At 33.6% G+C, this 22,577-nt stretch carries 22 protein-coding genes; 10 read left to right on the forward strand and 12 right to left on the reverse strand.

The features are described 5' to 3' along the window. The first annotated feature begins 42 nt into the window (after positions 1-42). The 3 genes from P2W75_RS01360 (at position 43) to P2W75_RS01370 (ending at position 3,356) form a co-directional block, all read left to right on the forward strand. Positions 43-474 (forward strand): DUF1573 domain-containing protein, encoded by a 432-nt coding sequence (locus P2W75_RS01360; protein WP_194138804.1) that lies wholly within the window; start codon positions 43-45, stop codon positions 472-474. A gap of 73 nt (positions 475-547) precedes the next feature. Continuing rightward, positions 548-1,087, forward strand: a complete 540-nt coding sequence (locus P2W75_RS01365; protein ID WP_207297699.1) for an RNA methyltransferase — start codon at positions 548-550, stop codon at positions 1,085-1,087. 106 nt (positions 1,088-1,193) lie between these two features. Continuing rightward, positions 1,194-3,356, forward strand: coding sequence for a T9SS type B sorting domain-containing protein (locus tag P2W75_RS01370; RefSeq protein ID WP_276378624.1), 2,163 nt, complete (start codon positions 1,194-1,196; stop codon positions 3,354-3,356). A gap of 97 nt (positions 3,357-3,453) precedes the next feature. Here the strand turns inward: P2W75_RS01370 and folK are convergent, their stop codons facing one another. Then, positions 3,454-4,587, reverse strand: a complete 1,134-nt coding sequence (folK, locus tag P2W75_RS01375; protein ID WP_276378625.1) for a 2-amino-4-hydroxy-6-hydroxymethyldihydropteridine diphosphokinase — start codon at positions 4,585-4,587, stop codon at positions 3,454-3,456. 136 nt (positions 4,588-4,723) lie between these two features. Between folK and sppA the strand changes: the two genes are divergently transcribed. The 3 genes from sppA (at position 4,724) to P2W75_RS01390 (ending at position 10,198) form a co-directional block, all read left to right on the forward strand. Next, a complete protein-coding gene (gene sppA / locus P2W75_RS01380; RefSeq protein ID WP_276378626.1) occupies positions 4,724-6,481 on the forward strand; it encodes a signal peptide peptidase SppA in 1,758 nt (585 codons plus the stop codon). An 11-nt stretch (positions 6,482-6,492) separates the two neighbouring features. Beyond that, complete coding sequence (locus tag P2W75_RS01385) at positions 6,493-7,440, forward strand: alpha/beta fold hydrolase (RefSeq protein ID WP_276378627.1); 948 nt, start codon at positions 6,493-6,495, stop codon at positions 7,438-7,440. 154 nt (positions 7,441-7,594) lie between these two features. Then, entirely contained in the window at positions 7,595-10,198 is a 2,604-nt protein-coding gene (locus tag P2W75_RS01390; RefSeq protein WP_276378628.1) for an AsmA-like C-terminal region-containing protein, read from the forward strand. Between the two features lie 67 nt (positions 10,199-10,265). On the opposite strand, the gene P2W75_RS01395 is transcribed toward P2W75_RS01390, so the two are convergent. Together P2W75_RS01395 and P2W75_RS01400 are read right to left on the reverse strand one after the other, a co-directional pair. Continuing rightward, positions 10,266-11,312, reverse strand: coding sequence for a glycosyltransferase family 9 protein (locus tag P2W75_RS01395; protein ID WP_276378629.1), 1,047 nt, complete (start codon positions 11,310-11,312; stop codon positions 10,266-10,268). 249 nt (positions 11,313-11,561) lie between these two features. Continuing rightward, entirely contained in the window at positions 11,562-12,356 is a 795-nt protein-coding gene (locus tag P2W75_RS01400; protein WP_276378630.1) for a DUF2797 domain-containing protein, read from the reverse strand. 242 nt (positions 12,357-12,598) lie between these two features. Here P2W75_RS01400 and P2W75_RS01405 point away from each other — a divergent pair, with 242 nt between their 5' ends. The 3 genes from P2W75_RS01405 to P2W75_RS01415 are packed head-to-tail and all read left to right on the forward strand — an operon-like array spanning position 12,599 to position 14,808. Next, a complete protein-coding gene (locus P2W75_RS01405) occupies positions 12,599-14,128 on the forward strand; it encodes a GH3 auxin-responsive promoter family protein (protein ID WP_207297707.1) in 1,530 nt (509 codons plus the stop codon). A 2-nt stretch (positions 14,129-14,130) separates the two neighbouring features. Beyond that, positions 14,131-14,376, forward strand: a complete 246-nt coding sequence (locus P2W75_RS01410; protein WP_207297708.1) for a redox-active disulfide protein 2 — start codon at positions 14,131-14,133, stop codon at positions 14,374-14,376. Positions 14,377-14,409: 33 nt separating this feature from the next. Then, the gene (locus P2W75_RS01415) at positions 14,410-14,808 is read left to right on the forward strand and encodes an energy transducer TonB (RefSeq protein ID WP_276378631.1); all 399 of its coding nucleotides are present in this window, start codon (positions 14,410-14,412) and stop codon (positions 14,806-14,808) included. 194 nt (positions 14,809-15,002) lie between these two features. Here P2W75_RS01415 and serB read toward each other — a convergent pair whose 3' ends face one another. The 7 genes from serB to P2W75_RS01450 form a co-directional block, all read right to left on the reverse strand. Continuing rightward, positions 15,003-16,235, reverse strand: coding sequence for a phosphoserine phosphatase SerB (gene serB / locus P2W75_RS01420; RefSeq protein WP_207297709.1), 1,233 nt, complete (start codon positions 16,233-16,235; stop codon positions 15,003-15,005). A 158-nt stretch (positions 16,236-16,393) separates the two neighbouring features. Next, the gene (locus P2W75_RS01425) at positions 16,394-16,828 is read right to left on the reverse strand and encodes a VOC family protein (protein ID WP_276378632.1); all 435 of its coding nucleotides are present in this window, start codon (positions 16,826-16,828) and stop codon (positions 16,394-16,396) included. A 54-nt stretch (positions 16,829-16,882) separates the two neighbouring features. After that, positions 16,883-17,323: an SRPBCC domain-containing protein gene (locus tag P2W75_RS01430; protein WP_276378633.1), complete on the reverse strand. Its 441-nt coding sequence runs from the start codon at positions 17,321-17,323 to the stop codon at positions 16,883-16,885. 2 nt (positions 17,324-17,325) lie between these two features. Further along, on the reverse strand, positions 17,326-17,733 hold the full coding sequence (locus tag P2W75_RS01435; RefSeq protein WP_276378634.1) for a VOC family protein: 408 nt from the start codon (positions 17,731-17,733) through the stop codon (positions 17,326-17,328). Positions 17,734-17,847: 114 nt separating this feature from the next. After that, entirely contained in the window at positions 17,848-18,252 is a 405-nt protein-coding gene (locus P2W75_RS01440; RefSeq protein WP_276378635.1) for an SRPBCC family protein, read from the reverse strand. 29 nt (positions 18,253-18,281) lie between these two features. Beyond that, the gene (locus P2W75_RS01445; protein WP_207297714.1) at positions 18,282-18,686 is read right to left on the reverse strand and encodes an SRPBCC domain-containing protein; all 405 of its coding nucleotides are present in this window, start codon (positions 18,684-18,686) and stop codon (positions 18,282-18,284) included. A gap of 3 nt (positions 18,687-18,689) precedes the next feature. Then, complete coding sequence (locus tag P2W75_RS01450; RefSeq protein ID WP_207297715.1) at positions 18,690-19,100, reverse strand: VOC family protein; 411 nt, start codon at positions 19,098-19,100, stop codon at positions 18,690-18,692. Positions 19,101-19,243: 143 nt separating this feature from the next. Here P2W75_RS01450 and P2W75_RS01455 point away from each other — a divergent pair, with 143 nt between their 5' ends. Beyond that, positions 19,244-20,209, forward strand: coding sequence for a GlxA family transcriptional regulator (locus tag P2W75_RS01455; RefSeq protein ID WP_207297716.1), 966 nt, complete (start codon positions 19,244-19,246; stop codon positions 20,207-20,209). A gap of 110 nt (positions 20,210-20,319) precedes the next feature. On the opposite strand, the gene clpX is transcribed toward P2W75_RS01455, so the two are convergent. Then, entirely contained in the window at positions 20,320-21,552 is a 1,233-nt protein-coding gene (gene clpX, locus P2W75_RS01460) for an ATP-dependent Clp protease ATP-binding subunit ClpX (RefSeq protein WP_207297717.1), read from the reverse strand. A 171-nt stretch (positions 21,553-21,723) separates the two neighbouring features. After that, the gene (clpP, locus tag P2W75_RS01465) at positions 21,724-22,398 is read right to left on the reverse strand and encodes an ATP-dependent Clp endopeptidase proteolytic subunit ClpP (protein ID WP_207297718.1); all 675 of its coding nucleotides are present in this window, start codon (positions 22,396-22,398) and stop codon (positions 21,724-21,726) included. Positions 22,399-22,577 lie beyond the last annotated feature (179 nt).

Below are 22,577 nucleotides of genomic sequence, written 5' to 3' on the forward strand. Positions count from 1 at the left end.
TTTATATAGCTTTGTTTATCATTTAAAAAAGACCCTATAAAGATGAAAAAAATAATCTTATTCGCTATGTTAGCTGTAGCTGGTATTACAGCTTCTAACGCACAAACAACTAAAAAAGCTAAAGCAGCTAAAGTTGCTAAAGTTGAAGGAGCAGGAATGCTTTTCGAAACTGAAACTATCGATTACGGAACTGTTGCTCACAATGCTGACGGTAAACGTGAATTCGTTTTTGTTAACAATGGTACAAAACCATTAATTATTACAAACACTCAGGGATCTTGCGGATGTACTGTTCCTACTACTCCAAAAGAGCCAATCGCTCCAGGAGCTAAAGGTGTTATTGGTGTAAAATATGCTACTGATAGAGTTGGTGCATTTACAAAAACAGTTACTGTAACTTCTAACGCTGAAGGACAACCAACAAAAGTACTTACAATTAAAGGTACAGTTTTACCAGATCCAGTAAAAAGCTAATCTGAAAAACAAGTAAATAATCAAAAAGCTTCCTTATCTTTGGAAGCTTTTTTTATGACCAGAAATTACACCAATGAGAAAACTTGAAAACAGCGAACTAGATAGAAAATCTATAGAAGACTTTAAAAAATCAGACAAAACCCCTTTAATATTAGTTTTGGATGACATTCGAAGCCTTCATAATATTGGATCTGTGTTTAGAACAGCCGATGCTTTTTTAATCGAAAAAATAATCCTCTGCGGTATTACTGCTACTCCCCCAAATAAAGAAATTCACAAAACTGCACTTGGAGCAACCGAAACTGTTGCTTGGGAACATCATGAAAATGTGCTGGAAGTAATCGAAAATCTTAAAAAAGAAAACATCTTGACACTTGCTATTGAACAAGTAGAAAGTGCCATTTTCTTGCAAGATTTTAAAGTGGAGAAAAATCAAAAATATGCTTTGGTTTTTGGCAACGAGGTATATGGCGTTGCTCAAGAAGCTGTTGCGATCTGCGATGGCTGTATCGAAATTCCGCAACTTGGAACAAAACACTCCTTGAACATTTCTGTGAGCGCAGGAATTGTGGTTTGGGATTTATTTCAGAAATTAAACTGGCCTAACAATTAAAAACTTTTTCTGCTTTAAAAATATAGTTTTTACATTAATTTAAAACTTTATTTGACATAAATTCAAATATATTTTTTTATTATTATAAAATTAATATTTTTATAAAATGAAAAATATCTATTTCCTAAAATCATTACGATTATTTTTATTACTATCTCCTTTTGCTGGATTTGCACAAGACACCTCTGTTGTTAATCAGCATTTTGCAAATTCGACAACCAACCAAGACAAGATCTCAAAATATTCAAATGACCGCAGTAAATTTTCTGCAACAACTGCTCCTATTGTTAAAGCAACTGGAGATCAATTATATTGTCCACAAAATATCATAAAAATTGTAACTGATTTTAGTATTACGCATGACCCTGCAGAAACAGGAATTAAAGGTGTTTATATTCAAATCTCATCTGGTTATTCAAGTGGGTTAGATTTGCTTTCACTTTCTAATGTAGCAGCACATCCTAATGTAACGACAAACTGGGATGCAACAGCGGGAAAATTAAGCATAACAAGTCCAACAGGTATTGATGTTTTATATTCTGATTTAGTTGCCGCCGTAAAAGATGTGGTTTTTACGAATTCTTCGGCTTCAGCTTCTGGAACCAGAACCTTTTCAATAACAATTGGGAATGCGAATTATTTACCTTCAACACAGCATTATTATTTATTTGTTCCGAATGTTGGTATTACATGGACAAGTGCAAAAGCGGCTGCTGAAGCAAGCATTTATTATGGATTAAAAGGTTATCTGGCTACTATTTTATCTCAGGATGAAGCACAATTAATTGGTGAACAAGCTTCTGGAACTGGATGGATTGGCGGAAGCGATGCCGAAACTGAAGGTGTTTGGAAATGGGTTACAGGTCCTGAAGCAGGAACTGTAATGAGTTACACGTTCTGGAATACAGGAGAACCTAATAATCAAGGCGATGAAGATTATGCACATATTACACAGCCGGGAATTGGAATTAGAGGTTCTTGGAACGATCTCTCTAACACAGGTTCTTTAACACCTGGAGATGCTTATCAGCCAAAAGGTTATGTTGTGGAATATGGCGGAATGCCCGGTGAATCTCCACTTGAAATTGCGGCGAGTACAAAAATTACAATTCCAGTTGTAACACCAGCAGCAAATCCAAGTCCTGTTTGTGATTCTGGAACTTTTACCTTTAATGCAACTGCAACTGCCGGCGCAACCATCAGCTGGTATGATGCCGCTGTTGGAGGAAATCTATTAGGAACGGGAAACAGCTATACTACTCCAATCATAAATTCAACCACAACTTATTATGTAGATGCTGGCTGCGTATCCAACAGAAAATCGGTTACAGCTACAGTAAATGCAACTCCAACAAATCCAGTTGCAGGCCAAACTACTTATACCAACTGCGGCCCGGGATCTGTAACAATTACAGCCAGTTCAAATATTGGAAGTATTAATTGGTTTACATCTGCGGTTGGCGGAACGAGTGTTTTTACCGGAACAAGTTTCACAACTCCAAATCTTTCAGCAAATACCACTTATTATGCCGAAGCTTCAAACGCAGGCTGTATCAATACAAATCGTACTGCGGTAGATATAATCATTTACAATCCGCCAGTGGTTACAGATGAAAATGTTGTTTTATGCCAATCACAATCTGTAACGCTTAACGCGGGAGTTCTTGGAATGAATTATTTATGGTCAAATGGCGAAACCACACAAACTATTGTGGTCACTAAAGGCGGAACGTATACGGTTGATGTTACAAGTCCTTCTCCTGAAAACTGCACCAGCCGAAAAACCATTGTTGTTGAGGAACGAGAAACCCCAAAAATTGACCGAATCGACGTAAATGGCACAAGAGCGATTATTTATCTTAAAAAAGAAAGCAATTATTTTGAATACTCTGTTGATGGCGTAAACTTTCAGGATTCTAATATTTTTTATGATGTTCCTGGTGGACTCCAAACTGCTTATGTAAGAGAAAAAAGCGGATGTGGTGGTGTTACCCAAAACTTTGTAATACTTGTTTTCCCTCCATTTTTCACTCCAAACAACGATTCGTATAATGATTTATGGGAAGTAACCGGAATGGAAAATTATCCTCAGGCAGAAGTAACTATTTTTGACCGTTACGGTAAACTAATCACTCAGTTAAACTCATCAAAAATGAGCTGGGACGGAACTTTCGAAAAAACGCCGCTTCCGGCTTCTGATTATTGGTATGCTTTAAAAATAGATGATTCCAAACCAATACTAAGAGGGCATTTTTCACTCAAAAGATAGTTTTGAGAATGTGGCAATTTGATAATTAGGCAATGAGATAATTTTAACAAAACCACATAAAATTATCTAATTGACACATTTTCTAATTATCAAATTATCAACCCAGCTTCTTCTTAATTTCGTTTAAAATAAAAACGTAATCTTCTTGTTTCTTTACAAAATCACGATCGGAAACATCTATAATTAAAACATTCAAATTGGTTTGGGATTTTATGTATTCCAGATAACCATTGTTGATTTTATCTAGATATTCTCCTTCGATATTCTGTTCGTAGTTTCTGCCTCGTTTTTTTATATTTTGAAGCAGCCTTTCAGTATTCTGATACAAGTAAACATAAAGATCTGGTTTTGGCATTTCTTTGTAAATGATATCAAATAAGTTTCGGTACAAACGATATTCATCTTCTTGAAGCGTAATTTTAGCAAAAATCAATGATTTAAAAATATGATAATCAGCCACAATAAAATCCTTAAACAAATCAAACTGTGCCAAATCATCTGATAATTGCTGATAACGATCGGCTAAAAAAGACATTTCTAACGGAAAAGCATATCGGTTTTGATCTTTATAAAACTTGGGTAAAAACGGATTATCAGCAAAACGTTCCAAAACGGTTTTTGCATTAAAATCAGCTGCAATTTTATGAACCAAAGTCGTTTTTCCTGCGCCAATATTTCCCTCAAAAGCAATATAATTAAACTTATCAAGCTCAATTTCGTTTAACGGACATTTCAAATCCTGCACAACAGTACAAACGCTGTCGTCAGGCGAAATAGCCATTAGCTCCGAAATAGTTTTATGAAGAATGGGATGTTTCCAGTCTAATTTTAAATCTTGTATCGGAAGCAATACAAAATTTCGGTTCTGCATTAAAGGATGCGGAATCTGTAATTTTTCAGAATCGATAATTTCATCATCAAAAACAATCAAATCGATATCGATTGTACGGCTTTGATATCCTTCTTGATTTGAACGGATTCTGCCTAATTGTTTTTCGACTTTTAAAACCTGATTTAATATTTTGTGTGCCGATGAAGAACTGTGAAGTAATAAAGCACAATTGTAAAAAGCATCACTTTCAAAACCCCAAGCAGGCGTTTCATAAAGCTTTGAAACCCGAATCACAGTTCCTACTTCCTGATGTATCAAATCGATACAACTTTCGATATTTTCTAACCTGTTTCCCTGATTGCTGCCTATAGATAAAACGACCTGATGCTGTGTTTTCATAATAAATGCAAATTAACTAAAACTATTTTAGAATTAACCAATATATTTGTGAAACGACATAAAGACGTAAATAAAATAATGTGCGAAATTTGTAACATATCAGCCATTCGCGCTACATATTAAAAAAAATATACTTATGAAATTTTTAGGAAATGTAATTGCCACAGTTGTTGGTATTTTTGTATTTATAATGATTTTCTTTTTTGGAGTAATTCTAATCGGAGCTATTTTTGGAGGAGATGATAAAGTTTCGGTTAAAAGCGATTCGGTAATCGAATTAGACCTTAGCCGTATTAACAATGATTATGCAGGAAAATACAAAGATCCTTGGGTTACTGTTTTTTCAGATAAAAAAGGAGTTGGTTTAAGCGATGTTATCAATGCTATTGAAGCAGCAAAAACGGACGACAATATTAAAGGAATCTCAATTTTAAACGATCAATCTTCTTTAGGTCTTGCTCAATACAAAGATTTAAGAAATGCTTTGGAAAGCTTCAAAAAATCAGGAAAATTTGTTTGGGCTTATGCTAATACTTTTTCACAAAAAGAATATTATTTAAACTCTGTTGCCAATACTATTTATTTAAATCCAGCGGGAGATTTAGACTTTAAAGGACTTTCGTCTGAAATAATGTTTTTCAAAGATTTTCAAGAAAAATCAGGTATTCACATGGAAGTAATTCGTCACGGAAAATACAAAAGCGCTGTTGAACCTTTCTTAGAAAATAAGATGAGTGATGCCAACAGAGAACAAGTTACGGCACTTTTAAATTCTATTTGGTCAACAGTTTGCGGTGATATTTCAAAAAGCAGAAATATTCCGGTTGACAAACTAAATGAAATCGCGAACGGTTTATTGGCAAGAACGCCACAAATGGCAAAAAACCAGCATTTAGTAGATATTGTAGCGTATGAAGACGTTTATCATGATGCAATTAAAAAAGCACTGAAAGTAAAAGGCGACGACGATTACAACAAAATATCTATTTTAGATTACACCCAAAATAACATGACCACAGCTTTAACCAATATCGCTGACGATCAAATTGCGATTATTTACGCTCAAGGCGAAATTGCAGGCGGTGAAGGTGATGTTAATATGATTGGTGAAGGTTCAATGCGTCGTTCTCTACAAGAAGCTAGAAAAAATGAAGATATAAAAGCCATTGTTTTAAGAATTGACAGCCCAGGCGGAAGTGCTTTAACTTCTGACTTAATCTGGAGAGAAATCGAAATTACCAAAAAAGTAAAGCCAGTCGTGGTTTCTATGGGGAATTACGCAGCTTCAGGTGGATATTATATTGCTTGCAACGCTAATAAAATTTTCGCTGAAAGCAACACTATTACAGGTTCTATAGGAGTTTTTGGAGTATTGCCAAATTTCACTCCGTTGGCTAATAAATTAGGAATCAACAGCGAACAAGTAAAAACACACGAAAACTCGGCTAATTATAGTCCGTTTGTTCCTGTTGACGAAAAATTCAAAGCATTTACACTTGAAAGTATTGAACAAGTTTACAATACTTTTGTAACTCACGTTGCCGAAGGCCGAAAAATGACTTTCGCACAAGTTGACGCAATTGCTCAGGGAAGAGTTTGGTCAGGATCTGAAGCTTTAAAAATTGGTTTAGTAGATAAAATTGGCGGCTTAAATGATGCGATTGCAGAAGCTGCCAGAATTGCTAAAATTAAAGATTACGGTACTCAGAATTATCCTGAATATGAAAAAACGGTTGGAGACTTATTAGCCAATATGCCATTTTCACGCACAAAAGAAGCTTTTATTAAAGAAGAAATAGGCGAAGAAAATTACATGCTGATTGAACAGGTAAAAAGATTTCAAAGACAAAAAGGAGTTCAGGCTATGATGCCTTTTGGAATAGATATTAAATAATTCCGCTGAAAATGAAAAAGATACTGCTGTTTTTGAGCGTTTTGTTTTTGACCAGTATTTATGCTCAAAATGCAAAACAAGATACTTTTAAAGAAACTAATGTTACTTTAAAAATCAATGTCGATAAGCTTTTTGGTACGCTGACGGTTCCAGATAATGTAAAAAAATGCCCCGTGGCTTTACTAATTGCAGGATCTGGACCAACAGACCGAAACGGAAATAATCCGATGATGAAAAACAATTCGCTGAAAATGCTGGCAGAAGCGCTGGCTCAAAACGGAATTGCATCACTACGATACGATAAAAGAGGAATTGGTGAAAGCAAACCGGCAGCGACAGCAGAATCAAGTTTGGTTTTTGAAAATTATACGGAAGATGCAAAAAGCTGGATTAACTTTTTAAAACAAGACAAACGTTTTACTCAGCTAATCATTATAGGTCATAGTGAAGGTTCTTTAATTGGAATGATTGCCAGCGCAAAAGCAGCTAAATTTATTTCGATTGCCGGTGCAGGAGAATCAGCAGATAAACTTTTGAAAAATCAAATTTCTTCTAAATCCAATAAACAGATAGAAGACATGACTTTTCCGATTATTGACAGTCTAAAAAGCGGTAATCAGGTTAAAAAAGTTGATCCGATGCTGAATTCACTTTTCAGACCAAGTATTCAGCCTTATTTGATTTCATGGTTTAAGTATGATCCACAAATTGAGATTAAGAAATTGACTATTCCAGTTTTAATCATCCAAGGAAATACCGATTTACAGGTTGATGTTAAAGATGCCGAGAATCTTTCGAAAGCCAGCAAAAACTCTGAATTGGTCATTATCGATAAAATGAATCATATTATGAAAACCATTGAAGGCGACAAACAAGCCAACATGGAAAGTTATAAAAATGAAAATCTGCCAATTTCTGAAACGATGATTAATAAGATCGTTTCTTTTATAAAAAAATAAATAGACAATCCGTTTGAAATTCTCAAACGGATTTTTTTGCATTAAACAAGAGTAATTTCTTACATTTTTAAGAAAATTTTATCTTCATACTCAATCAAAAAAAGCTATTTTTGCAAAGAGTCAATTTTCAAAAGTAAACCTCAAATCTATAAATATGCTAAAGAAAATTTTAAAAGTAACCGCCATTGTAATTGTGGTTTTTGTGGCCGCATTATTTGCCATTCCGTTTTTGTTCAAGGATCAGATCAAAGCCAAAATTGCAGATGCAATCAACGAAAGTGTTGATGCCAAAGTAAGCTTTGCCGATGCTGATTTAAGTTTGTTTAAAAACTTCCCAAATGCAGCAGTTGGAATCGAAAAACTGGTTATCATTAACAAAGCGCCTTTTGAAGGAGATACTTTGGTTTCACTAGGAGAATTAAATCTTAAAATGAGTATCAAAGAACTTTTCAAAGGAAAAGACGAACCATTAAACATTGAAGGCATTACTTCTGAAAATGGTTTAATCAATATTATTTTCAATAAAGATGGTGTTGGAAACTTTGATATTGCTTTAAAAGACAAGAAGAACGAAGATAAAAAAGACGACAAAAGCAGTCCGCTTTCTTTAAAAATTCAAAACTATAAAATAGAGAACTTCACTTTTAGATATATCGATCAGGGTTCTAAAATTAAAATGGTTATTGATAGTTTAAATCATGAAGGAACGGGAGATTTTACCAATTCAGTTCTGGATTTAAATACCAAAACTACTGCAAACGTATCTTTGGATATGGACAAGATTAATTATATGAAAAACATAAAATTAACTTTGGATGCGATTTTAGGAATTGACTTAGAAAAAAGTAAATACACTTTTAAGGAAAATAAAGCCTTAATCAATCAGCTTCCTTTAGAATTTGATGGATTCATTCAAATGGCTGAAAAAGCACAGATTTACGATTTGAAGTTTAAAACACCTACTTCTTCATTTACAAATTTCTTAGGACTAATTCCTGCTGCTTACGCTTCAAGTCTTGATGGTGTAAAAACAACGGGAGATTTTACAGTAGTTGGTTTTGCAAAAGGAGAATTAACAGATACAACTGTTCCAAAATTCAACATTGCGATTGCTTCCAATAATGCTTCATTCCAATATCCGAACCTTCCAAAATCAGTTCAGAATATTGTAATCGATACGAAAATTATCAACGAAACCGGAATTCTAAACGATACCTATGTAAACCTAGACAAATTATCTTTTAGAATCGATCAAGATGTTTTTAGCGCTAAAGCGAATATTAAAAACATTACTGTTAATCCTATTGTTGATGCCGCTTTGAAAGGAACGATTAACCTAGCGAATCTTTCAAAAGCATATCCAATTAAAATGGACAAACCTCTGGCTGGTATTTTAAAAGCAGACGTTACGACTAATTTTGATATGGCTTCTGTTGAAAAAAGTCAGTATCAAAACATAAAAAATGCTGGAACAATGAGTTTATCAGGATTTAAATATACTGATGAAAATAACAAGTCAATGAACATCAGCACGGCTTTAGTAGAGTTTAATCCAAGTAAAATCAACTTGAAACAATTTGATGCTACAACAGGAAAAAGTGACATAAGCATTAATGGTGTTTTAGAAAATTTCTATGGTTTCATGTTCAAAAAACAAGAATTGAGAGGAAACTTCAATATGAGTTCAAATCAATTGGCTGTTGATGATTTCATGACTTCGGGAGAACCGGCAAAAGAAGAAACCAAAACTCCAGCAAAACCAGCTGAAGCAATGAAAATTCCTGCTTTCTTAAACTGTACTTTAAATGCAAAAGCAACTACGGTTTTATATGATAATTTAAAACTAAAAGATGTTTCTGGTAAATTGATTATTAAAGATGAAAAAGCACAGCTTGAAAACTTTAAAACCTCAATTTTTGGAGGAACAATTGGCTTAACTGGTGCTGTTTCAACTAAATCAAAAGTACCAACATTCGACATGAATTTAGGTTTCAATCAAGTGGATATTGCGCAGACTTTTACGCAATTAGACATGATGAAAAAAATTGCTCCAATTGCTGGAATCATTAATGGTAAATTAAATTCGACGATCAAATTAAACGGAAATTTAGATGCGAAAGAATTAACTCCAGATTTAAAGTCTTTATCAGGGGATTTGTTAGGACAATTACTTTCGACTACTGTAAATGCTAAAAATTCTACTGTATTAAATTCATTGACTTCAAACATCAAATTCCTTGATGCAAACAAATTGAATTTAAACGACTTGAAAATGGCATTGACATTTGATGACGGAAAAGTAAATGTAAAACCATTTGACATTAAATATCAAGATATTAAAATTACAGTTGGCGGTACGCATGGTTTTGACCAAAACATGAACTACAATTTAAAATTAGATGTTCCAGCTAAATATCTGGGTACTGAAGCTAATGCTTTAATTGCAAAATTATCACCTTCTGATGCCACGAAATTAGACAACATTCCAATAACAGCTATGTTAACTGGTAATTTTTCTAATCCGAAAATCAGTACTGATATGAAAACAGCAGTTAATAATTTAACTACTCAGCTGGTGAATCAACAAAAAGAAAAGCTGACTCAAAAAGGTACTTCTGCGCTTACGGATTTAATCAATAAAAACACAAAAGCGAAAGACACTACTCAGGCGGCGAAAACTGAAAAAGAACAAAAGACACAAGAAGCTACAAAAAAAGCAAGTGACTTAATTAATGGTCTTTTCAAAAAGAAAAACTAATAAAGTTTATTTCAAATAAAAACGGCTCCGAAATTTCGGAGCCGTTTCTTTTTATATAGATCCTGAATTAAGCGTTCAGGATTTTGTTTATTGCTTTTATGTAATCTGGAATTCCAAGTGTATTCGTATCAATTCCTACGCTGTTGTTTCCGTAAGGCTCATATTTCTTTAAATTTGAAATAGAAAACAATCCAACGGTCGATGTTTTGGAAGCACTTGATAAGTGCATAATACCGCTGTCAGCTCCCACAAAAACATCAACATTCGCTAAAACAGATCCAATTTCGCGGACGTCTTTGCTGTAAAAAGAAGGCGCTTGAAAGTTAATCTGCGAAACATTTTCAACTGGAAGCACTTCGAAAATATTATGATCTGGATATTCTTTTTTTAATGCCGAATAAAATTCTTCCCACCATTCAACCGAAAAACATTTTGCGCCTGTAGCAAAAGTAAAAATCGCAATTGTTTTTTTCTGATTGTCGATAATTCCGTCTAAAATATTTTTACCCTTGTTAATTTCATCCTGCGTTAATTTTAAATCAATAAGTTCTACAGGTTTTCTTTGGTCTTCAATACCAAACTGGCTCAAAAAATATCTGAAATTATAAACCGGATATTTTGCAATATGATCGTAATCGTCAAAGTTTAAGTTGACATTTTCTGGAAGATCGCCAAAAAATTTATATTTCGCAGTTGAAAACTGCACGGCAAGTCTGCCAGAGGAAGAGTTTTGATCAACATTTACTACTAAGTCGTAATTCTGTTTTCTGATCAATGTCCACACTTTTAAGTAGCGGATTAATTCTTTAAAAGGTTTTTTAGGAAGATCGATTATTTTATCGACATTCTCATATTTTTCAAATACAATGGGAGCAAGCGTTCCTTTTACAAATACATCAATTGTGCATCCAGGAAAGGTATTAGAAACTTCCTGAATAAGCGGCGTAATTAAAAGCAGGTTTCCTAATCTGCCGTTTGGTCTACAGATTAAGACCTTTTTTATTTTGCTTTTATCAATCGTTCCACTTTTTGAAGCGTTTGAAGCCCCGATGTTTTTAGTTAGAACACGCATTAAACCGCGCCTGACTACGTTAACTTTGTTTAAGTTACCCATTCAATTAAAATTGTTTTTAGAATTAAGTTTGTTTGTAAATTTGGTGGTCGTTTCTTAGAACTTACCAAATATAAGTTAAATTTTTCCTAAAATTAAATTCTTTGAATAAGCAAACATTACAAAATTGTAAAAAAATTTACCAAAACTCACATCTTTTATTTCAGAAAGCCCCTAAAATATAAAGTTAATTACATTTATTCGAGACTATTCTACAAATGCCTTAAAGTAATAGACGGAGAGTCGATACTACTAGACGTTTATATTTACAACATAGCCCTCTGAACCACGAATATTAAAAACAGTCCCGTTTTCGAAAATCAGGTACTGCCCTTTAATCCCTACTAATTTTCCTTGAAAAGTTGGGGTTTTATCTAGATTCAAGCTTGCCACTTTTGTGGGATAAGTTAAAATTGGATATTTCAATTCATAAATATCATTTTTCTGACTGTAGAAATAGTCCTTCACTTCAAATGGAATCAAGCTTTCCACTTTTGATTTTTCTAAAACCAAATCACATGATTCTGCTGTACATTGCAGCATTTTTCGCCAATTGGTTTTATCTGCATAATGGTTTTTCAAAGCGACCTCGGTAATTCCGGCCAAATAGCGATTGGGCACCTCAACAATAGCAATGGCCTGTGTTGCACCTTGATCGATCCATCGTGTTGGAACTTGTGTTTTACGAGTTACCCCTACTTTTATTTCACTTGACAAAGCCAGATAAACAATATGAGGCTGTAATTGTGCTTTCTGCTCGTATTCTAAATCACGATCGGCAATTCCTAAATGGGCGGTGCTTAGTTCTGGTTTCATAATCCAGTCGCCAACTGCCGGGCTTGAATAAAAACACTCGTAACAGAATCCTTGTCTGTAGATTTTTTTCTTTTTCTGGCAGTTTAAACACTGAAATCCTGCAAAGCTAATTTCAATTTCTTTATCTAATAACTGATTAACATTCAAAAAGCTGTCTTCAAAAACTAGGTAATATTGAATTGGATTTCCTAATTCAGTCTGCATTTTGGTAAGTACTCCTTGATATGTCATTTTAATTTAAAATTGAAAGTTTTAGTATTGGATTATAAAATCTGCTTAAAAAGCATGGCCTCTAATTCGTGAAATCTTTTTCTATTGAGTTAAATCTTTAGCTTAATCAGCGTGTTTTTTATTACAAAAAACACTATTTTTGATATGACAGCAAAGTTAAGATTTGTCTATTGATATTCAAATTTTAAGTTTCTGGATTTTACATCCAAACGTAAAAGCTAACATCAAAAACCACTTTTTTCATGCCTTTATCTATAATAAACTCTTTTGCATCTTGGGTCCTTAAGCAAAGGATACATCAAATAGAACTTTTTTTAAAATATCCAAATGAAGTTCAGGAAGAACTATTACATAATTTATTAACGGCATCGGAAAATACGGTTATTGGAAAAAAATATGATTTTGAGTCTATCAACTCTTATAAAACTTTTGCAGAAAGAGTTCCTATTGCTACCTACGAAGAATTACAGCCTTTAATCGAACGTACTCGTCAGGGAGAACAAAATGTTTTTTGGGAATCTCCTATAAAATGGTTTGCCAAATCAAGCGGAACAACCAATGCTAAAAGTAAATTTATTCCGGTAAGTACAGAAGCTCTTGAAGATTGTCATTATAAAGGAAGCAAAGATTTATTGTGCTTGTATTTGAACAACAATGAAGATTCTGAATTGTTTTTAGGAAAAAGTCTTCGCTTAGGCGGAAGTTCTCAGATTTATGAAAACAATAATACTTTTTTTGGAGACTTATCGGCAATTTTAATTGAAAACATGCCCATTTGGGCTGAATTCAGCAGTACTCCAAGCAGTAAAACGTCGTTAATGAGCGAATGGGAAGCCAAAATTGCTGCTATTATTAACGAAACTAAAAACGAAAATGTTACGAGTTTCGCAGGAGTTCCTTCCTGGATGCTGGTTTTAATGAATAAGGTTTTGGAAAATACTGGCAAACAAAGTCTGCTGGAATTGTGGCCAAATCTAGAAGTGTATTTTCACGGCGGAGTGAGTTTTTCTCCTTACAAAGAACAATATAAAAAATTACTGCCAAGCAACGATTTTAGATATTACGAAATTTACAACGCATCTGAAGGTTTTTTTGCTATTCAAGATTTGAATAATTCAAGTGATTTACTGTTGATGCTGGATTACGGGATATTCTATGAATTTATCCCGATGGATACTTTTGGGTCGACAAATCAAAAAGTAATTCCTCTTTCTGAAGTCGAATTGAATAAAAATTACGCCATTGTGATTACTACGAATTCTGGTTTGTGGCGTTATTTAATTGGCGATACAGTTCGTTTTACTTCTCTAAATCCGTACAGAATACGCGTTACTGGAAGAACCAAACATCATATTAATGTTTTTGGTGAAGAATTAATGGTTGAAAACACTGATCAGGCCATTGCAAAAGCCTGTCAAATTACACAAACTGAAGTTATTGATTATACTGTTGCTCCTATTTTTATGCAGGACAAAGAAAAAGGCGCTCACGAATGGATGATTGAATTCAAGAAAAAACCAGCCGACGTGGGTCTTTTCCAAAAAGTATTAGACGAAACGCTTCAAACCTTAAATTCTGATTACGAAGCAAAACGTTATAATAATATGACCTTAAATCCTTTGGTGATTAATGTGGCGCGTGAAAATCTGTTTTACGACTGGCTGAAAGAGCGCGACAAATTGGGCGGACAAAATAAAATCCCTAGACTTTCGAATCAAAGAGATTATCTGGAACAATTAAAAGAAATGTGTGTAAAAGATAATTCTATTTAAAAATGGCCGATAAAAAGAAATACAGTGCAATGACTAATGAGGAATTAGTTAAAAATCATAAGACTTTAAAAACACTGACTTATACTTTTGGAGTTGTGCTCTTTTTTTCGCTCATTTCTAATTTGTTCATTGTTTTTATTAAAGGTTTCAGCGTTGCCAATGTGGTTCCTATTGCTTTGCTTCCGATACTTATTTTAAATCTTAAAAATTTGAAAGAAATCACAAAAGAAATAGAATCTCGTAAATAAGCCAGCACTTAATTTTTTGAATTTATATTATCAATGAAGAAACTAATTCTATTTTTATTTTTGAGTTTTTTTGCTCAAAAATCAGTTTCCCAAAACACAGAACAATTAAGTGCAATTCAAAAACAAACTTATGAATTAAAGACCGTTCAAGTGGCACCAGAATTTATTGGTGGAGAAGAAAAATTTGTTGAATATATTAACATGAAATTCAAAAAGCCAAAAGAAGATAAACAAATTACAGGAACAATTTACTGCAATTTTATTGTAGACATGGATGGATCAATTAGAAAGGTTGTTATCACAAAAGATCTTGGTAAAAAAATAGGAAAACAACTTATAAAAGTTCTTGAAAAATCTCCCAAATGGCTCCCAGGAGAACATGAAGGTTATCACGTAAAAACTAAAATTGAATTTTCATTTGATGTAAATTAATCTTTTATCAAATCATATTTTGAAAATCAAATAGCTAGAAACAAAATTATTCAATTAAAAAACCTCAGCTTATTGAAAACTGAGGTTTTGTTTTTTATGAAATGACAAAAATATGTTCATTTTTGTTTGTCAGGCTAATCGAATTCGAAGCCTTTTTTGAAGATAAATCCCTTCTACTTCTTTCAGGATGATGACTACATCATATCAATATATCTGTCGTGGTATCCTAATAAGTATAAAACTCCGTCAAGACCGAGACTAGAAATTGAAGTTGAAGCACTTTCTTTTACTTTTGGTTTAGCATGAAAAGCGATGCCAAGACCTGCTAAGTTCAGCATTGGCAAATCATTTGCTCCGTCGCCAACTGCAATGGTCTGGTTAATGTGAATTCCCTCTTTTTCGGCAATAGCCTTAAGATGTTCTGCTTTCTTTTGTCCGTCAACAATATCACCTAAGTATTTACCCGTTAACTTACCATCTTTAATTTCTAATTGGTTCGCGTGAACGTAATCGATTCCTAATTCTTTTTGAAGATATTCTCCAAAATAGGTAAATCCTCCAGATAGGATTGCAGTTTTATATCCATAATATTTTAAGGCTTTCATCAAACGATGCGCACCTTGTGTAATGGGTAAATTTACGGCTACTTTCTGCAATACTTCTTCGCTTAAACCTTCAAGCAAAGCCATACGTTTTTTAAAACTTTCGTTGAAATCAATTTCACCATTCATAGCTGATTCGGTAATGGCACGAACCTGATCTCCTACTCCATTTAATTCTGCCAGTTCGTCAATAACTTCTGTCTGGATCAAAGTAGAATCCATATCGAAGCATACTAAACGACGGTTTCTTCTGTAAATATTATCTTCTTGGAAAGAAATATCAACGTTTAAAGTTCTTGAAATTTCCATAAAACTTGCCGTCATGACAATTTTATTTACAATTTCACCTGTTACAGATAATTGAATACAAGAACGAGGATATTGCTCTTTTTCAACAATTGAAGTTCTTCCTGTAAGTCTTATGATAGAGTCAATATTGAGATTTTGATCTGACATTATTTTGGTTACTGCGGCTAATTGGGAAGCGGCTAGTTTTTCTCCCAAAATATTAATGATGTAGCGTTGTTTAGATTGAGATTTTACCCATTTCTCGTAATCATCTATAGAAATCGGAATAAATTTCACTTTGATTTCCAGCTCATACGCTTTGAATAGTAAATCTTTTAAAACGGGAGCAGAAGAAGAACCTGCTGCAATTTCGAATAAGATTCCCAAAGAAAGAGTATCGTGAATATCGGCTTGGCCAATATCTAAAATATTAGCATCATACGCTGCCAGTACAGCTGTTAAACCTGCTGTAACCCCTATTTTATCGTGTCCAGAAACTTTTAATAAAATTATTTCTTTATTATCCTCTACTGCCATTGTATCGTATTGATTTTGAAAGCGACAAAAATCGGCAATCTCTTGGTTATAAAAAAGAATAATCCTTGTTTTTTTTGCAAAGAAAAAGCGCATATTCATGCGCTTTTTCAAGTAATTTAACAATTCTGTTTTATTATTAAAATAACATAACTTTTTAGTTATTTATTTCCTTCATTTTCATCGAAATTTACCATCCAGTTAACGCCGAATTTGTCTTTGAACATTCCAAAATAGGCTCCCCAAAATGTTTTATTCATTGGCATTTCCACTTTTCCTCCAGCTGAAAGTCCATTAAAAATGCGATCTGCTTCTTCAGTGCTTTCTGTATTGATAGAAATGGAGAAGTTATCGCCAAAACCTACATCTCCATATCTTGGATGTGAATCGCTTCCCATTAAAATGGTATTCCCAATTGGAAGTGATACGTGCATGATTCGATTCAATGCTTCTTCAGAAAGTACTTCTCCTTCTTCTGCTGGAGCATCTTTATATTTTCCAATATATGGAAATTCGCCGCCAAAAACTGATTTATAAAATAGAAACGCCTCTTCGCACGTTCCATTAAACATTAAGTATGGGTTTATTGCTGCCATGATATTTTTTTAATTGTTAATTGTAAATTATGAATTGTGAATGCTAAAATTCGTCTAATTTTCCTCGGATAATTGCTTTACTACTTCAAGACCTTTAGGAAAGACATCTTTAAAATAATCGACAAATTTCTCGCCGGCATCGACCTTAGCTACTAAATCTGTAAATTCTCCATTTGGAATTAACCGATAAGTTTCCATTGCGCCGCTCCACTTTTTTGTTTCTTCATCAAGAGGCTGCTCCTTAAAATCTTTTATTTCACCTATATGCTTAAAAGCCATATATTCGTTTGGAATTTTCTTTTCAATAATACTATTCATTCCTTCTCCGTTTGGCGACATAAAATGTATTTTGTCACCTTCGTTCCAATCGCTTACTGTATATGAACCTTCGCAAAATACACTTGTCCATTTTTTATACGTTTCGTCTTCCCATAAAACTTTCCAGACTTTGTCTGGATTAGCTTTGATTTGTACTGTAAATTCTAATGTTTCCATAATTAAGAAAGTTTACTGAAATCCATGAATAAAACATTCCAACGATGACCGTCTAAATCGGCAAAACCAAAACCATACATCCAGCCCTGACTTTCGGCAGGCTGAGCAAAAAGAGTTCCACCGGCTTCTTCTACTTTTTTGGCCAGTTCATCTACTTCCTCTTTGCTTTCGGCATCGATAGAAATCAATATTTCTGAACTTGATTTTGTATCAGTAATAGAATTTTGAGAAAAACCAGAAAAAAGAATTTCCTCAAAAAGCATTACTACAAAATGATTTTCTCCAACAACCATACAGGTCGAATTTGGTGTGTCGTGCTGTTCATTGAATGAGAAACCTATTTTCCAGAAAAAATCTTTTGCTCTTGCCACGTTTTTGACTGGCAGATTTAACCAAATTTGTTTTGTCATTGTTTTTTGTTTTTTTTTGTTAGATAATTATTTTTTTTTTAAACCATATAGTAATGTAAGTTATTTTGAGTTTATTTATAACCTTTAAGCCTTTGTGAATCTATACTTTGAACGTTAATTTGCTTCAATATAATTTTTAAAATTATCCAAAATAGCCTGCCATCCAGCACGCTGCATTTCTTCTGAATTTTGTGTTTCAGGTTCGAAACTTTCAATAATTTCAACACCTTCCGGAGTCTGCGTAAACGTAATTTCAACTTTTCGGCCATCCCCCATCACATACGAAAGTGCTTCATTTGGTTTAACTAAAGTAAATTCACCTTCAAAATCGAAACTCATACTGCCGTCTTTCGCTGCCATTGTCGATTTAAATTTTCCGCCTTCTCTTAAATCGGCTTCAGCATAAGGCGTGTGCCAGTCTGGCGAAGCAAAACTCCATTTTGTAATGTGTTCAGGAGTATTCCAGAAATTCCAAACTTTATCAAGCGATGCGTTAACAGTGTTTTTTATTGTTATCATAATGCATTATATTTTAGATTTTTATTGTTTTAAATACTTTCAACGTATTTTTTAAAGTTATCAATTACGTTTTGACACCATTGTTTCTGCATACTTTCAGAATCTTCTTTTGTAGGTTCAAATACTTCTGTAAGTTTGACTTTGCTGCCAATTTCTTCAAAATAAATAGCTCCTGTTCTGTTATCCAATAGCTTATATTCTATCAATCGAAATTTTTCTAGTTTCGTATATATCCCTTCAAAATCAAATCCTTCACTTTTATCCTTTGTGCCCATTTCATATTTAAATTTACCATTTACCTGCAAATCATTTTCGGCGTAAGGCGTATACCATTCTTCAAAAGCATAATTCCATTTTTGAATATGTTCAGGAGACGTCCACAAATTCCAGACTTTCTCTATTGATGAATCGATTGTATTTTGAACTTTAATCATACCTTACATTTGATTCGGAATCTGGCTTTCATCCATAAAGAAAACTTCCCAATGATGTCCGTCTACATCCAGAAAAGTTCTTTGGTACATCCATCCATAATCTTTTGCAGGAATATAATCTGTTCCGCCGGCTTTAACCGCTTTTTCCAGCATTTCATCTACTTTTTCACGAGAATCCAATGAAATCGAAATAAGCACTTCGCTCGCTTTAGCGGCATCACAAATTTGCTTCTTGGTAAAAGTTAAATAAAACTCTTCAACCAAAATCATTACATTGATATTTTCACTAATAACGATACAAGCTCCTTGTTCATTTGTAAATTTTGGATTGGTTGGAAAACCAAGATCATTAAAAAAGGATATCGCTCGATTTAAATCTTTTACGGGAAGATTTAAGAAAATTTTTGTGTCCATATTATATAAAATTACAAATTATTTATAGCAAATTTAAAATATTAAGAATTGTCTGATGTGCTAATAAAAGTCAACTTTAGGGGCATTTAAGACAATTTTACCTACTTTTGTGTTTGAAGTTAATTTCCAAAAAACCACAAATTATGAGCACTAAGTTAGGATTAATCATACCTCACGACTATAAATTACTGAGTGTTGCCGCCATTTTAGAAGTATTTGAAACAGCTAATAAATTGAGTTCTAAAGCCGAAAAAACATTTGATATCATGATTTTTCAGCTAACTGAACAAATTACTCAGGAAACTTCTTTTGGTTATAAATCCAACGCAATTGAAGATTCTGATATTGCCTTAGATCTTATTTTGATTCCAGCTTTTACTACAGATAATATGAGCGAAATGATTGCTAAGAATAAAAAATTTATTCCGTGGCTGAAGAAACAACATCAAAATGGCGCCGAACTGGCCAGTTTTTGTACAGGAGCTTTTTTATTTGCTGCATCAGGATTATTAAATGAAAAACTGGCAACCACTCATGTTGATGCTTGCAGTGCTTTTACGAAAGCTTTTCCTCTTGTGAAGTTAAAACCTGAAGAAACATTAACTGCTGATGGAAGTTTATATACGAGCGGAGGTTCGACTTCAACTTTTCATTTACTAATTTTATTGGTTCAAAAATATTGTGGTAATGAAATTGCCGTGCAGATTGCGAAGATTTTTTCAATTGATTTAAATCGTTATAAACAGAGTTATTTCAGTACTTTTAGACCGAATCATTTGCACAATGATACTTTGGTGGCAATGCTGCAGCAAAAAATCGAAAGCCAATATCATTCTATAGAGAAATTGGAAGAAATCACAAAAGATATTCCAACCAGCACTCGAAACATGACTCGCCGATTTAAACAAGTTACGGGAATTCCGCCCATTGAATATCTGCAAAATATTCGAGTTGAAAGTTCTAAGAAATATTTGGAACAAACCCAGCTTTCTATTTCAGAAATTATCGAAAAAACGGGTTACAACGATCCAAAAGCTTTTAGAAAAGTGTTTTATAAAATGGTTGGTATGAAGCCTATTGAGTATCGAGAGAAGTTTAGGGTTCAATAGTAAAATTCATTTTTGTATAGATGACAGCAAGCAGTGCGTCTTTACTATAAAAAATGCATAAAAAAACCTGTTCGAAATGAACAGGTTTTAGAGCAATATCTTTTAAAAAATTAAGAAGCAATTTCCATACGCTTCAAAAGATTTTTACTTAAAGTATGTTCTGCATAATCTTTATCGATTGACAGTACTTTGTCATCAGAACTTGGCAGTTCGTACATAGCGTCTGTTAAGATGGCTTCACATAACGAACGTAATCCACGAGCTCCTAATTTGTATTCTAAAGCTTTATCGACAATAAAATCCAAAGCTTCATCAGTAATGCTAAATTCAACCTCATCCATTAAGAATAATTTTTGGTATTGTTTTACCAATGCATTTTTAGGTTGTGTTAGAATAGCACGAAGCGTTTCTTTATCTAAAGGATCCATGTGGGTTAATACCGGAAGACGACCAATAATTTCAGGGATCAAACCAAAGTCTTTGATATCTTTAGGAACAATATATTGCAATAAATTATTTTTGTCAATATTATCTACATTTTTAGAAGTTGAATACCCTACTGCCTGACGGTTTAAACGTTTAGAAATAATACGTTCTACTCCATCAAAAGCTCCTCCTGCAATAAACAGGATGTTTTGTGTGTTAACTTCAACAAACTTCTGGTCTGGGTGTTTACGTCCGCCTTTTGGAGGTACGTTTACCACAGTTCCTTCTAATAATTTAAGAAGTGCCTGCTGTACTCCTTCACCAGAAACGTCACGTGTAATTGATGGATTATCGCTCTTACGGGCAATTTTATCAATTTCATCAATAAATACGATTCCTCTTTCAGCTTTGGTTACATCGTAATCTGCTGCTTGTAATAAACGGGTTAGGATGCTTTCTACATCTTCTCCCACGTAACCTGCTTCTGTTAATACAGTTGCATCAACAATAGCCAAAGGAACGTCTAACATTTTAGCGATTGTTTTCGCAACCAATGTTTTTCCTGTTCCGGTCTGACCAACCATAATGATGTTGCTTTTTTCAATTTCTACTTCATCATCTAATTGCTGCTGCATTAAACGTTTGTAGTGATTGTAAACCGCAACTGACATTACTTTTTTGGTCTGGTCTTGACCAATAACGTATTGATCCAAGAAAGATCTGATTTCTTTTGGTTTCTTTAAAATTAAATCACCAACCAATTTCGCACTTCCGCTGGACTTTAATTCTTCTAGTACAATTCCGTGCGCCTGCTCAATACACTTATCACAGATATGTGCATTAATGCCGGCAATTAATAAATTAGTTTCTGGCTTTTTTCTTCCACAAAACGAACATTCTAATACTACTTTTGCCATTCTTTATTTAAGTTACTAAGCCGCAAAGATACTAAGTTTCTAAGCTTTTCTAAACTAAAACTTTAAAACTTAACTCTTTACAGCTTAATATTTTTTATTTTTTTGTTTCAAGTTTCAGGTTTCAAGTTAATTAAACAACTTTAAATCTGAAACAAACTTTATGTTTAAGAATTATCCTCTTCTTAATACTTCATCGATCATACCATATTCTTTTGCTTCATCAGCAATCATCCAGTAGTCACGCTCACTGTCTTTATGAACTCTTTCGAAAGATTGTCCTGAATGCTGAGAAATAATATGGTACAATTCGTCTTTTAGTTTCAACATTTCACGTAGGTTGATTTCCATATCTGTAGCAACACCTTGTGCTCCTCCTGATGGCTGGTGAATCATTACACGTGAATGTGGTAATGCAGAACGTTTTCCTGCTGCTCCTGCACATAATAATACTGCTCCCATAGAAGCTGCCATTCCTGTACAGATTGTCGCTACGTCTGGTTTGATGAATTGCATGGTATCATAAATTCCTAAACCTGCATAAACGCTTCCTCCTGGAGAGTTTAAATAAATCTGGATATCTTTTGATGCATCTGCACTTTCTAAGAATAATAACTGCGCTTGTACAACATTTGCAATCTGGTCATCGATACCAGTTCCTAAAAAAATGATTCTGTCCATCATTAATCTTGAGAAAACGTCAAGGATAGAAACATTTAACTGGCGTTCTTCAATAATATTTGGAGTTAAATTCGTCGGCGTCATAGCGCTGATGATTTTGTCATAATACATGGCATTTACTCCGTGGTGCTTTGTAGCATAATTTTTAAATTCTTTACCGTAGTTCATATGTATTTGTTTTACGTTTTATTGGTGTATAATTTTTTATCTCCACAAAGGTCATACCTTTTTATGAAGAGTGTCATTATGTCTTATTTTAAGGTTCAAAGCTTTAAAAACTTTGGAATATTACATTCTACAAAAATTAAAACAAAAAAAGCGTCGGCAGAAAACTGCCGACGCTCAAA

Source organism: Flavobacterium sp. H4147 (assembly GCF_029360735.1).
Lineage (GTDB): Bacteria > Bacteroidota > Bacteroidia > Flavobacteriales > Flavobacteriaceae > Flavobacterium > Flavobacterium endoglycinae.

What these genes read in the sequence shown, in the direction of transcription:
- P2W75_RS01430 (WP_276378633.1), bottom strand. Translation starts at nt 17,323, where the DNA reads ATGGAAACATTAGAATTTACAGTACAAATCAAAGCTAATCCAGACAAA.
- P2W75_RS01360 (WP_194138804.1), top strand. Translation starts at nt 43, where the DNA reads ATGAAAAAAATAATCTTATTCGCTATGTTAGCTGTAGCTGGTATTACA.
- P2W75_RS01395 (WP_276378629.1), bottom strand. Translation starts at nt 11,312, where the DNA reads ATGGGTAACTTAAACAAAGTTAACGTAGTCAGGCGCGGTTTAATGCGT.
- P2W75_RS01370 (WP_276378624.1), top strand. Translation starts at nt 1,194, where the DNA reads ATGAAAAATATCTATTTCCTAAAATCATTACGATTATTTTTATTACTA.
- P2W75_RS01450 (WP_207297715.1), bottom strand. Translation starts at nt 19,100, where the DNA reads ATGGACACAAAAATTTTCTTAAATCTTCCCGTAAAAGATTTAAATCGA.
- P2W75_RS01365 (WP_207297699.1), top strand. Translation starts at nt 548, where the DNA reads ATGAGAAAACTTGAAAACAGCGAACTAGATAGAAAATCTATAGAAGAC.
- P2W75_RS01455 (WP_207297716.1), top strand. Translation starts at nt 19,244, where the DNA reads ATGAGCACTAAGTTAGGATTAATCATACCTCACGACTATAAATTACTG.
- folK (WP_276378625.1), bottom strand. Translation starts at nt 4,587, where the DNA reads ATGAAAACACAGCATCAGGTCGTTTTATCTATAGGCAGCAATCAGGGA.
- clpX (WP_207297717.1), bottom strand. Translation starts at nt 21,552, where the DNA reads ATGGCAAAAGTAGTATTAGAATGTTCGTTTTGTGGAAGAAAAAAGCCA.
- P2W75_RS01405 (WP_207297707.1), top strand. Translation starts at nt 12,599, where the DNA reads ATGCCTTTATCTATAATAAACTCTTTTGCATCTTGGGTCCTTAAGCAA.
- P2W75_RS01400 (WP_276378630.1), bottom strand. Translation starts at nt 12,356, where the DNA reads ATGACATATCAAGGAGTACTTACCAAAATGCAGACTGAATTAGGAAAT.
- P2W75_RS01435 (WP_276378634.1), bottom strand. Translation starts at nt 17,733, where the DNA reads ATGACAAAACAAATTTGGTTAAATCTGCCAGTCAAAAACGTGGCAAGA.
- P2W75_RS01440 (WP_276378635.1), bottom strand. Translation starts at nt 18,252, where the DNA reads ATGATAACAATAAAAAACACTGTTAACGCATCGCTTGATAAAGTTTGG.
- P2W75_RS01415 (WP_276378631.1), top strand. Translation starts at nt 14,410, where the DNA reads ATGAAGAAACTAATTCTATTTTTATTTTTGAGTTTTTTTGCTCAAAAA.
- P2W75_RS01445 (WP_207297714.1), bottom strand. Translation starts at nt 18,686, where the DNA reads ATGATTAAAGTTCAAAATACAATCGATTCATCAATAGAGAAAGTCTGG.
- P2W75_RS01390 (WP_276378628.1), top strand. Translation starts at nt 7,595, where the DNA reads ATGCTAAAGAAAATTTTAAAAGTAACCGCCATTGTAATTGTGGTTTTT.
- serB (WP_207297709.1), bottom strand. Translation starts at nt 16,235, where the DNA reads ATGGCAGTAGAGGATAATAAAGAAATAATTTTATTAAAAGTTTCTGGA.
- P2W75_RS01410 (WP_207297708.1), top strand. Translation starts at nt 14,131, where the DNA reads ATGGCCGATAAAAAGAAATACAGTGCAATGACTAATGAGGAATTAGTT.
- clpP (WP_207297718.1), bottom strand. Translation starts at nt 22,398, where the DNA reads ATGAACTACGGTAAAGAATTTAAAAATTATGCTACAAAGCACCACGGA.
- P2W75_RS01385 (WP_276378627.1), top strand. Translation starts at nt 6,493, where the DNA reads ATGAAAAAGATACTGCTGTTTTTGAGCGTTTTGTTTTTGACCAGTATT.
- sppA (WP_276378626.1), top strand. Translation starts at nt 4,724, where the DNA reads ATGAAATTTTTAGGAAATGTAATTGCCACAGTTGTTGGTATTTTTGTA.
- P2W75_RS01425 (WP_276378632.1), bottom strand. Translation starts at nt 16,828, where the DNA reads ATGGCAGCAATAAACCCATACTTAATGTTTAATGGAACGTGCGAAGAG.